Origin of the sequence: Stutzerimonas kirkiae, assembly GCF_004327335.1 — a bacterium.
Taxonomy (GTDB): domain Bacteria; phylum Pseudomonadota; class Gammaproteobacteria; order Pseudomonadales; family Pseudomonadaceae; genus Stutzerimonas; species Stutzerimonas kirkiae.
In genome coordinates this window covers 34,265-46,019 of the sequence record NZ_QJUO01000017.1, presented here as the reverse complement: position 1 = coordinate 46,019, position 11,755 = coordinate 34,265, and the positions used below count along the sequence as shown (strand labels likewise).

Here is an 11,755-nt window from a genome sequence, read left to right as displayed (position 1 = left end):
AGTGATGACATGAACCATATCTTTCGCATCATCTGGAGCAGGGTACGCCACGCCTTCGTGGTGGTTTCGGAGAATACCCGGCAGAGCGGGCCGGCTTCCTCGCGGGGGCGTGGGCGGGCATCCGCTAGCCCCGGCGTCTTCGTGCTCGGGGCGCTGAGCGCCGCGCTGTTCATCGACTCGGCCATGGCCGCCGGCGTCGAGGTGGCCTCGGGCAATACCCAGGTGTTCAACGCACCCAACGGCGTGCAGGTGATCGACATCGCCACCGCCAACGCCGCCGGCCTGTCGCACAACCGTTATATCCACTACAACGTCGACGCCAGCGGCCAGGTGCTCAATAACAACTCGGTATTGAGCCAGGCCGGTGCCCTGCAGTCGCAACTCGCGGGGCAACTGGTGCCGAACGTCAATCTGACCAACGAGGCGCGGGTGATCCTCAACGAGGTGGTGGCACCCAACCGTTCCAGCCTCGGTGGCTATACCGAAGTGGTCGGCGGCAAGGCCGACGTGATCGTCGCCAACCCCTATGGCATCACCTGCTCCGGTTGCGGGTTCATCAACACCGACCGCGCCACCCTGACCACCGGTACGCCGGTGATCGGCGGCAACGGTGCGCTGGCCGGCTTCCAGGTGCGCCAGGGCGACATCCTGGTGGAGGGCAATGGCCTGGATGGGCGCAACCAGCAGGTCCTCGACCTGCTGGCGCGGCAGGTGAAGATCGACGGACAGATCAACGGCAATGACCTGCAGGTGGTGGCCGGCAGCAACGACTACGACTATGCCGAGCGCAGCGCCAGCGCGCAGGAAACGACGGACGATGCGCCGTTGTATGCCATCGACTCCAGCGCCCTGGGCGGTATGTATGCCCAGCGCATCCGCCTGATCGCGACCGAGGGTGGCGTTGGCGTGCGCATGCGCGGCGAGGCGGCGGCCAGTGCCGACGACTTCGTGCTCGATGCCGCCGGGCGGATCGAGATCAATACCAGCCTCAGCGCCGCTGGCGACCTGGCCCTCAGCAGTGCGGCGGCTGGCCAGGCGATCCGCGTCGAAGGCGCGGCCAGCCAGTTGACCGCGGGTCGTGACCTGGCCCTGAGCGCTACGGAGGGCACGCTGAGCCTGGATGACGCGACCCTGACTGCCGCCCGCGATGTGCTGTTGACAGCCGACAGCCTGGACGACGGCGGTGACGGCCAGCGCTATGCCGGCCGTGACGCCCGCATCGAGACTGGCGCGGCCAGCCGGATCTCCGGCAGTACCTGGGGGGCCGGCGACGACCTGTCCATTCGTGCCTCCAGCCTGGCGCTCGATGACGCGGCGCGCCTCTACAGCGGTGCCGACGAGCAGGCCGACGGCAAGTCGCTGACCTTGACCAGCACGCACGGCGCCCTGCAATTGAACCAGGCCAGTGTGCAGAGTTCGGGTGCGCTGGCGCTGGATGCCGCCCAGTCGATCAGTACCGGTGGCGCCACCGAACTCAAGAGCGCGGGTGATTTCTCGGTGCGGGCCGTGGGCGACATCGAGCACGCTGGCCGCTTGTTGGGGGGCGGCGCGGGCGAGATACAGGCCGGTGGCAACCTGGACAACGACAACCTGATACATGCCGCCGCTGCGCTGCAGGTCAAGGCCGCGTCGATCAGCAACAGCAACACCGCAGGCATTTCCTCGCGGGAAGAACTGAGCCTGGAAGCCAGCGTCGCCATCGACAACGCCGGCGCCCTGTATGCCGGTGAGCATCTCTCGCTGAAGGCCGGCGACAAGGTGCATAACCAGAGCAGCGGCACGGTCGACAGCAACGGCGGCATCACCAGCGAAAGCACGCACTTCGTCAACAATGGCGCCATCGTCGGTGTCGGTGATATCCACCTCGAGGTCAGCCAATCCTTCGTCAACGAAACGCTCTGGAGTGGCGGCAGCCTGAGCAAGCGGGATGGTTCGCCGACCTATAACGGCGAGATCAGCAATGACCAGATCGCCAACGAAGGCGGCATCAGCCAGGAAAATGGCATGAACGCCTGGCTTATCGACGAAGCCTATTCCTACGATGAGCAACTGGTCGGGCTGACCCTGGATCAACTGCGGGCGTTGCAGAAGGCCCAGATCATCGCCAACGGTGCCGGCAGCAAACTGACGATCGAGTACGGCTCCAGCGGCCTGAACAAAGTCGGCGTGCTGTCCGCACCGAACCTCGAAATCAGCGGTAGCGGTATTTTCCGCAACGAGGAGCTGGCGCTCTATCGCTACGAAAAAGTGCTGCGCTGGATTCGCATCGAGGATGAGTCCTCGGGTAACGACGATTTCATCGCCTGGGCACGTACCGACCCGGATGTGTTCTGTTACGTTGGCGCGCCGGCGGGCTGCAGCGGCCGTGACGACGACCTGCCGAACAGCCCGGACGATGACTATTATCACTGGGACAACTGGAGCCCGGGGCCAGGCTGGACCAGTACCCGGCACATCGAAACGGGTAGCTGGCCTTCGGCACTCACCGATGAGGCCCGCGCGCTGGCCGTGCAGGGCGGCAAACTCAGCGGGGCTACCGTCATCGGTCGCAGCGGTGCGGGTATCTATGCCAGCACCTTCACCTTCAGCGGCGGCACCCTGGAGAACGTCGGCTCGCCCTGGGCGGACGACCCGGATCTGGTCAGCCAGGCGGGCCTGCAGAGCGGCTCGATCAACACCCCGAACGCCAGCGCGCAGATCAGCCTGCCGAGCAACCCCAACGGCAATTTCATTACCAGCAAGGACCCGGCGGCCAAGTACCTGGTGGAAAGCAACCCGCTCTATGCGGTCGGTTCGGATTTCGTCGGTTCCAACTACCTGGCCGAGCGCTATGGCTTCAACCCGGACACTGTGCAGCAACGCCTGGGTGATGCCAATTACGAGGCCTATCTGATTCGCCAGCAACTGATCGAGCAGACCGGCAACAACGTGATCGCCGGCTACGACAATGAAGCCGACCAGATGCAGCGACTGATGGACCAGGCCTACAACCAGGGCCAGGCGCTCGGCCTGGTGTTCGGCCAGACGCCGAGCGCCGAACAGCTCGCCGCGCTGAGCGAAGACATCGTGTGGATGGAAGAAGTCGAGGTCAATGGCCAGAAGGTGCTGGCGCCCAGGGTCTACCTGGCCGCCAGCACGGTCGCGGCACTCGATGCGGGTGCCGTGATCGCCGCCGGCAGTGTCGATATCTCCGGCGATGGGCTGAGCAATACCGGTGGCACCATTTCCGGCAGCGACAGCCTGACAGTGAACACGACCGGCGATATCCGCAACACCAGCGGTACGCTCAAGGGCGGCGATGTCAGCCTGACATCCAGCGAGGGCAGTATCCGCAACGAAACCCTGGCCATCGGCCAGGGCGACGATACGACCTACACCACGGCCATTGGCAAGACTGCCGCCATCCAGTCCACGGGCAACCTGAGCCTGGACGCGGCGCGCAACGTCGAGGTGATCGGCGCCAGCGTCAGTGCCGAAGGCAGCGCCTCGCTGGCGGCTGGTGGCGATATCATCGTCGATACCATCGTCGACAAGAACACCAGCACCCGCTCCAGTAAGAGCGGTGATGCGTTCGAGGGGAGCAGCAGCCGTATCTCGGTCAGTCGCGAGACGAATATCGGCTCGCAACTGGATATCGAAGGCAACCTGAGTACCCGTAGTGGGGGCGATACCACCATCGCGGGCAGCCAGGTCGATGTCGGTGGCGATCTGGATGCCGATGCCGGCGGCAGTTTCAACGTCATCGCCCGGCAGGACAAGCTCACCGTCGAAACCCAGGAGTCGGTGAGCGGCGCTGGCGTGGGGGGCGGCCTGTACGGTACCCAGACCACCACGACCAGCGATTTCACCGGCACCAATGTGGGCTCCACGCTCAATGTCGGCGGCAACGCCAAGGTGGCGGCCGGCGAACAGATCGTCCTGCAGGGCTCGGATGTCAATATCGACGGCGACGCCAGCCTCGAGGGCAAGGAAGGCATCAGCATTCTCGATGGGCTGGACGAGCAGCGCACCAGTACGCTGGTCGAAACCACCACCTTCATGAAGCTGGAACGCGAAACCGAGACCGGGGCCGGCGCGGCGGCGAGTGCCGAGGCCGATGGCTCCGAGCTTGAAGCCTCGGCCTCGGCAGAGGCGGAGGCCGGCGCGAGTGCCAGCACCAACCTGAAACTGATGGAAACCAGCCGCAGCACCACCAACTCCGGCAGCAACACCAGCGTGGCGTCGAACCTCAACATCGGCGGCACGCTGGGCATGAAGAGCGATGGTACCGTCACCGTACAGGGCTCGAACGTTGCGGCCGGGGGCGATCTCGATATCGAGGCGCGCGATCTCCAGGTACTGACCGGACGCAACGAGAGCTGGAGCGAAAGCGAAACCACCACGACCTCGGTAGGGATCTATGTCGACTCCGAGGCGAAAGCCAGCGCCAAGGCGGAAGCCGAGGCCAGCGGCAAGGGCAGCGCCAGTGCCAGCGCCGAAGCCAATGCCAGCGCCGAGAGCACGGCCACCGCAGGCCTGCGTTACGAGCGTGAGCAGGAATCCAGCTACGACCTGGTCAACAGCGCCTCGACCCTGGGCTCTGGCGGCAACATGCGCCTCAAGGTGCAGGACAACGCGACCTTCCAGGGCGCGGAGGTGTCCTCTGGCGGTGATATGGAGATCGACGCGGGCAATATCCGCAATCTGGCGGCGCAGGACATCAGCACCAGCAGCAAAAGCTCTGAAACCCACACGATCGGGGTCTATGCGGGGGCTTCCGCCGAGGCCAAGGCAAGCGCCGAGGCCGAGGTCGATGCCAGTGGCCTGGGCCAGCCGCAGGCCGGGGTTTCCGCCGAGGCGAGCGCTTCTGCCGAGGTCAGCGCCGGCCTGCGGCAGAACAGCGAGATGGAGTCCAGCAGCAGCACCGATATCACCCAGGTGACCAACACCTTCACTTCCGGGGGCAATTTCTCCCGTACCGCCAAGGACACCATCGTCGACCAGGGCACCCAGGTCGAGGCGGGCGGCAATATCAGCCAGTCGGCCCGGGTGATCCGCGACGAAGCGGTTTCCGACCAGAGTTACTCGAGCGAGTCGTCGCATAGCCATGATGTGCGGGTCGGCGCCTATGCCGGTGCCGAGGCCGAGGCCAGCCTGGATGGGACGGAGGCCTCCGCCGGGTACGGGGCCAAGGCTTCGGCCGAGATCGAGCGGAGCAGTGAAAGCAGCCAGTCGAGCACCGCTGTCACCAGCGCGTTCAAGGCTGGCGGCAGCATTTCCTCGCAGTCGACGGAGAAGACCACCCTGGTCGGCGCCCAGTTCGAGGCCGGCGAGGATATCGATATCCAGGCCGGTTCGCTGGACGTGCAGGCGGCCCGCGATACCAGCAGCAGCTCCAGCAGCGAGTGGGGAGCGGAAGCCGAGGTCAAGGCTGGCGTGGGCAGTGTCGAGGGTTCGGTCGCGTTCGATGGGGCGACGGAGGAGGAGGCATCGTCCACTGCCAGGGCTGCCAGCATCAACGCCGGCGGCAAGCTGAACATCCGCACTACCGGCGATGCGCGTTTCGAGGGTAGCGAACTGTCCAGCGGCGGCGACACCCAGATCGATGCCGGTGGCGATGTCGAGTTCGCCGCCGCGCGGGATACGCAGAGCCGTTCGGCGAACAGCCTGTCGCTGGAACTGGGTGCCTCCGGGGACGATGAGGGTGGCAGTAGCAAGTCGGCCTCCGCCGGAGTCGGCCTGGAGCGTGAGAACTCCGACCAGGCCCAGGTCGGCTCGATCACGTCGGGAGGCAGCATCAAGGTGCGCTCCGGCGGCGATACCACCCTGGAAGGTACCCAGGTGGAGGCCGACGGCGATGTCGGGTTGAGCGCTGGAGGCAAGGTACAGCTCAAGGAGGCCGAGAGCACCTCGTCCAGCCTGTCGCTGGAGCTGGGCGCCAGCGCGGAAAGCGAGACGGCGGATGGTGCAACGGAAAGCGGCAGCGGCGCGGAGTTCTCGCTGGATGCCAGTCGGGAGCAGAGCGGCACTGCCGCGACCATCCAGTCCACCGGCAAGATCCGTATCGAGCAGGGGCGCTGATCGGCGGCTGCGCTCGTCACGACGGGCGCAGCCGGACACAAGAACTTCGCGACCGAGGCCGCTCCTTCGACTGGCGGAGCGGTCTTGTCAGTCCGCGGGATATTTCCCGTATGGTCGGCGTGTGCTCCGCCGGGGGGCTTCAGAGCCCGCGCCAGACCTGACCGGACGGGTTGTCGATGGGCACGCCGACGGCGTTGCCGTATTCGGTCCAGGAACCGTCGTAGTTGCGCGTCGGGTAGCCGAGCAGCCTGGCCAGGGCGAACCAGCTGTGGCTGGAACGCTCGCCGATACGGCAGTAGGTGACGATCGGCGTGCTGCCGTCGATGCCGACGGCCTGGTAGATGCGGCGCAGCTCGTCGACCGACTTGAAGGTACCGTCTTCGTTCACCAGTTCGCCCCAGGGCACGTTGACCGCGCCGGGGATGTGCCCGGCGCGCATGGACAGCTCGGTGGAGCCGGGCGGTGCGATCACCTGGCCCTGGTATTCGGCTGGCGAGCGGATATCCACCAGTTTGCCCGGCGCCTTTCCCTCGGCGATGGCGACCACGTCCGCCAGGCGTGCACGATGTGTCTCTGAGAGTGGCGAGAGGGCCAGGTCGCCGGGTTCGGCCGGCCTGGCCTCGCGGGTCAGCGGGCGGCCTTCGGCTTCCCATTTGACCCGGCCGCCATCGAGCAGCTTCACATTGCCGAGCCCATAGGTTTCCAGCACCCAGACGCCCCAGGCGGCGAACCAGTTGTGGTTGTCGCCGTAGAGCACCAGGGTGTCGCCCCGGGAAACGCCGGCTTTGCGCAGCAGGGCCTGGAGGGCATCGCGACTGGCGATGTCGCGACGCAGCGGGTCGACCAGGTCGGTGTGCCAGTCCAGGTTGTGCGCGCCGGGGATATGGCCGAAGTCGAACTGCTCCGGCACCATGCTGACTTCGAGGATTTTCACCTTGTCGTCATGCAGGTGCTTCTCCAGCCAGGCGCTATCCACCAGGGGCGAAGCTTGCAGGCCGCTGGCGGCCAGGTAGAGCAGGGCGGCGATGAGTGGTCGGGCGAGGCTCATGGCTGCCCTCCCGTACTCAGTGAGTTGGCCAGCTCTACCAGGCGCGTGGCGGTTTCGTCTTCCGCCGAGGCGCTGAACAGCGCATAGCCGCGGTCGGCGCCCTGCCAGGCGAGGAAGGTGGCGCCCTGGCCGTTGGCGCTGACGCTGCGCTGCAGCCAGGCGGGCTGGCCGGCTATCAGCAGGTTGACGCGGTCGCGGCTGAGGGAGAAGCCCTGCTTGCCCTGGCTCGGGTAGTAGTCGCGCAGGTTGAGGATCATGCCGTCGCAGTTGAAGGTGACGAATTGCCCGGGCACGCCCTGGTTGGCGGCGATCTTCAGCCCGCAGACCTGATTGCAATGGTCCAGCAGCGACTGGCTGACATGGTAGGAGAGCGAGCGCATGGCCGGCTGGCCGTCGTCGTCGTGGGGCAGGCGCAGGCCGGTCAGGACTTTTTCGAAATCCTGGAAAGCGATCGCGGCCTGGCCACGGCGTACCTCGATGCGGCCCGGTGCCTGGCTGTTGCGGCGCAGTTCCTCGATGGGCAGGGCCAGCGGCGACTGGGCCAGCTCATGCCCGGCCGTGGACGGCATGGCCGCGAGACGTTCGGTGAGCTGTCGGTCGGGGTTGCTCGCGCAACCGCCGAGCGCCAGGGCAAGGCCCAGTGCGCAGGGGATGAAAGATTTCACGGAAACTCCTTGAAGGTCCATCAGAAGCGGTAGCCCACTTCCAGGGTGTAGTTGCGCCCCAGTTCGTAGTCGATCTCGGCGGTGAGGCTGGTGCTACTGCTGCTGCCGATGGTGTTGCGGCGGTTGAGCAGGTTGCCCACATCGAGATTGACGAATGCGGCCTCGGTTTTTCCCAGCGGCAGTTCCCAGCCGGCGCGCATGTCCCAGGTCAGCGCCGAGCCGATATCCTTCTCTACGTAGTTGTAGATGTTCTGCCCCTGGTAGGGCGTGCGGCCATTGCGGATGACCTGGGAGTAGCCGTCGCGCCAGTTGATGAAGTTGCCGAGGGTCAGGTTGAGGGCGGGAATCCGCGTACTGGCGACCAGCCGGGCGGACCAGGGACGGGTGAAGTTGTCCACCGGGATTTCATAGGCCCTGATCGGCTTGCCCTTGTACAGCACCAGGGTTTCGTCGAAATCGTCGTCGTAGGAGCGGTTGCTCGACTCGATGTCGCTCCAGCTGAACGACAGCGAGCCGTCGGTGTGCGTGCCGTACAGGCTCAGGGTGCGCAACGGGGTGATGGTCAGGTAGTAGTGCTTGCTGTCGGTACTGCCATCATTGGTGTACTCATAGTAGGTGGTGGCCAGGTCGGGGCGGCTGCCGTCGTTGCTCGCCGGGCGGCGATGCAACTGGTCTTCGCCGTTGCGCTGGACGTAGCGCAGGGCGAACAGGGTGTCGAAGAACACTTGTTCGATGCCGAGGGTCAGTTCGTCGTCGTAGGGGGTCTTGAGGTCGGCCAGGTTGGTGGTGTTCCTCGCGGCCAGCACGCGCTCGCCGAATTCCAGGGTGGCGGTATCGCGCAGTGCGTAGTAGCGCAGCCCTTCGCGACCCTGGCGCAGGCGCACATCGAAGATGTCGCGGCCGTAATAGCGGTTGGCGCCGGCGATCAGGCGGGTGCCGCCATTGCCCAGTACGTCCCAGCTCAGTACCAGGCGCGGGGCCAGGTTGAGGTCCTGGGCGAAGTCGTTGCGCTCGGCGCGCAGGCCGGCGCGCACGCTCAGGTTGCGCCACTGGATGCTGTCGTCGACGAAGACGGCCAGGGAGTCCTGCTCGGCTTCGATCTCGCCCGGCACGTAGTAGTACAGGCGGCGGAACATCTGGCCCTGTCCGTCCGCCCAGGGGGTGAAGGGATTGGCCAGTACCGGCGAGGCGGAGCAGTACTCGCTGTCGAGGCGGCCGCTGGCGGTGGTGCAGGTGCCGGTGGCGATCAGGTCGACACCGTTGGCCTGGATGTACTCCTTGTCGCGACCGTAGCTGGCCTTGGTTCGATCGAGGTTCACGCCGAGCTTGACATTGTGCTGCGTGGTGGCGAACTGGAAGGGTTGCAGGTCGAGCTTGAGGTCGTAGCCGAGGCGCTTCTGGGTCTGCTCGATGTTGCCGTAGCTGCCCTCCATGGCAGCGTTCCAGCGCTGGGTCGGGTCGGCCCAGTCCTTGTCCGCCGAGTAGTACCAGGCCTTGAAGTAGTCAGCGCCTTTCTGCCGCGACTGTTCCAGTTCCGACCAGCCGAGGATGTGGTGCCAGGTGCCCCAGCCACCCTGCCAGTCGGCATTGAAGATGGTCTGCAGGCCGCCGGACTCCATCTCGAAGCTGCCGTCGAGGGTGTTGATGTTGAAGTACTCGGCTTCCTGCGGTGCGTAGTTCAGGGTGCTGCCCAACGTCAGGCGGTCGCTGACTTGCCAGACGCCCTTGAGGAACAGGTTGTCGATCGTCTGCGCGAGGTCGGTGCGGGTCGGTGCGCTGACGCCGTTGTTGGCCTGGTCGCGTGCGTAGATGTTCTTGTCTTGGATATCCGACTGGCGACGCACGACACTGCCGATCAGGCCGAGGTTCTCGCTTGGGTGCCCTTCGAGGGTGGCACGGTAGGTGAGGGTACGGAACTTCGGCTGGCTATCGGCGTTGCCGTCGGCGGCACCGGAGTCGTAGAAGTCGTCGCGGTAGCGGTCGTCGATGTGGTACTCGGTCCAACTGTCCCTGGCGATGCTCATCGACAGGCTGCCGGACAGTTCGCGCTTGGGTTGGCGGGTCTGGGCGTCGATCACGCCGCCGGTGAAGCCGCCGTATTCGGCCGGCACGTTGCTGTCGTAGACCTCGAGGGATTGCAGCAGCGAAATGTCCAGGTTCATTCCCTGGCTGGTGTTGGCCGGCAGGTCGGTGAACGAGGAGTTGGCCGCCACTGTCCTGCCGCCGGGGTTGATGTCGTTGTTCATGCTTACGCCATCGACCGAGAAGCGGTTGTCCCAGTACTTGGCGCCGTTGATCGAGACGTTCTCGGCGGCCAGGTCAGCCGGCGTCTTGCTGCTCAGCGAGTTCCTGTCGAAGCTGACCGCCGGATGCTGGCGCAGCGCCTCGGTGATCTGGCCCTGGCGGATGGGCATGCTCTGCAGGTGTTCGCTATCGTAGCGGGTGTTGCCTTGTGGCAGTGCCCCGTGGTCGACCACCAGGGTGTTCTGCAGTAGTACGCTCTGAGCCTGTTCGGGGCCGCGTAGCAGCATCAGGGAGCCATCGCCCTGGCGTTCCCAGGTGAGGTTCAGCCCTGCCAGCAGGCGGGTCAGGGCGCTTTGTACACTCATTTCACCGTGCAGGCCGGGCGAGGGCGTATCGTCCGGGATCAACCCGCTGTCGAAGCTCAGGCGCAGCCCCGCCTGCTGGGTGAAGGACAGCAGGGCGTCGGGCAAGGATTGTGGTGCGATGTTGAAGTGATGGCGCTGTTCCAGGTAGGCGTTTTCCGTGCTGGTGGCGGCCATGAGGTTGGTAGGAGCAAGCAAGGCCAGGCTGATACCGAGGGCGAGCCTGTGCAGTCGTTTGGCAGATGGATTCTTGTACACGCTTTCTTCCTTTTTGGATGAGATGCATTCGCATGTCATGAGGAAGACGAAACGTGTGGATTTTTTTCCCAGGTTTTTTGGCCCGCGGCCTCTATATGGCGACAACCCTTCGGGCTGTCACTGGTGGGATGTCAGAAACCTGTTCCGGCGGCCTTTTGTGGTCGGCCATCGGGCTATCGCTGGCGCGATAGCTCCGGCAATTTTTGCCTCAATGCTCCCGGGTATCGATCAGCAGCACATTGGGCCAGATGCGGCGGACCTGGCCGCCATGCGGGCGGACCATGGAAGCGAGCGCCTGTTCGGGATGATTCAGGTCGTACAGGCCGGTCACGCGTTGCCGGCCAAGCTCGGTATCGCGCAGCCAGACGAAGCCGGTGTGGGCCGCCGCCACCTTGCCTACCAGGCTGTCGATGGTTTCGTTGCGGGCTACCAACAGGTTTTCCCGCCAGGGCGCGATGGGCCCGACGATGTCGGCAGGGCGCGCGTCCTGCAGGTGAGCCGGATCGATCCTGAGCATCTGCCCGGGGCCGATCTCCTGCCGATACAGGCCGCTGCCGACGCGAACCCGGCCATGTTCGACGGCGACCTGCACGCCGTTGTCCAGCAGTTCCACCGCAAAGGCGGTACCGACCACGAGGACTTCGATGCCCGATGCATTCACAGTGAAGGGCCGCGAGCTGTCGGCGGCCACTTCGAAGAATGCCGCGCCCTTGTGCAGGATGACCTGGCGCTGGCTGGCATCCATGTGGCGCTCCAGGCGGGTATCGGCGGCCGGCCAGATGCGGCTGCCGTCCTCGCTCAACAGGGCTTCGCTGGCGGTATGGCTGGGCAGTGCGAGCCATGACAGGAAGACCGCCAACAGCATGCAGGCTGCGCTGGCAATGGCAACCATGCGTGGCCGTCGCGCTTTCCCGGGCCAGCGACCGCGGGTCGCTGGCTGCAACTCGGCGGTCAGCCGCCACATGGCCTGAACGGCATCCCAGCTTTCCCGGTGCAGTGGGCTGCTGCCCAGCCAGCGGAGATGGCGCAGGTGCAGCAGTGGATTGCGTGGTGACTGGTGCAGGCGCATCTGCCAGTCGATGGCCTGCATCTCGGCGCGTTCACGTGAATCGGACATG

At 65.4% G+C, this 11,755-nt stretch carries 5 protein-coding genes; 1 reads left to right on the top strand and 4 read right to left on the bottom strand.

The window, feature by feature from the left end:
• Positions 1 to 9 precede the first annotated feature (9 nt).
• On the top strand, positions 10 to 6,060 hold the full coding sequence (locus tag DNJ95_RS11000; protein ID WP_131184775.1) for a hemagglutinin repeat-containing protein: 6,051 nt from the start codon (positions 10 to 12) through the stop codon (positions 6,058 to 6,060).
• A gap of 139 nt (positions 6,061 to 6,199) precedes the next feature.
• On the opposite strand, the gene DNJ95_RS10995 is transcribed toward DNJ95_RS11000, so the two are convergent.
• From DNJ95_RS10995 to DNJ95_RS10980, 4 genes are all read right to left on the bottom strand, one after another.
• Entirely contained in the window at positions 6,200 to 7,108 is a 909-nt protein-coding gene (locus DNJ95_RS10995; protein ID WP_131184774.1) for a sulfurtransferase, read from the bottom strand.
• On the bottom strand, positions 7,105 to 7,773 hold the full coding sequence (locus tag DNJ95_RS10990) for a hypothetical protein (protein ID WP_131184773.1): 669 nt from the start codon (positions 7,771 to 7,773) through the stop codon (positions 7,105 to 7,107). Before DNJ95_RS10990 ends, DNJ95_RS10995 begins: the two co-directional genes overlap by 4 nt.
• A 20-nt stretch (positions 7,774 to 7,793) precedes the next feature.
• Positions 7,794 to 10,637 carry a TonB-dependent receptor gene (locus tag DNJ95_RS10985; protein ID WP_165491619.1) on the bottom strand — a complete coding sequence of 948 codons (2,844 nt, stop codon included), beginning with the start codon at positions 10,635 to 10,637 and terminating at the stop codon, positions 7,794 to 7,796.
• Between the two features lie 208 nt (positions 10,638 to 10,845).
• Complete coding sequence (locus tag DNJ95_RS10980) at positions 10,846 to 11,754, bottom strand: FecR family protein (RefSeq protein WP_131184771.1); 909 nt, start codon at positions 11,752 to 11,754, stop codon at positions 10,846 to 10,848.
• Between the last annotated feature and the right edge of the window lies 1 nt (position 11,755).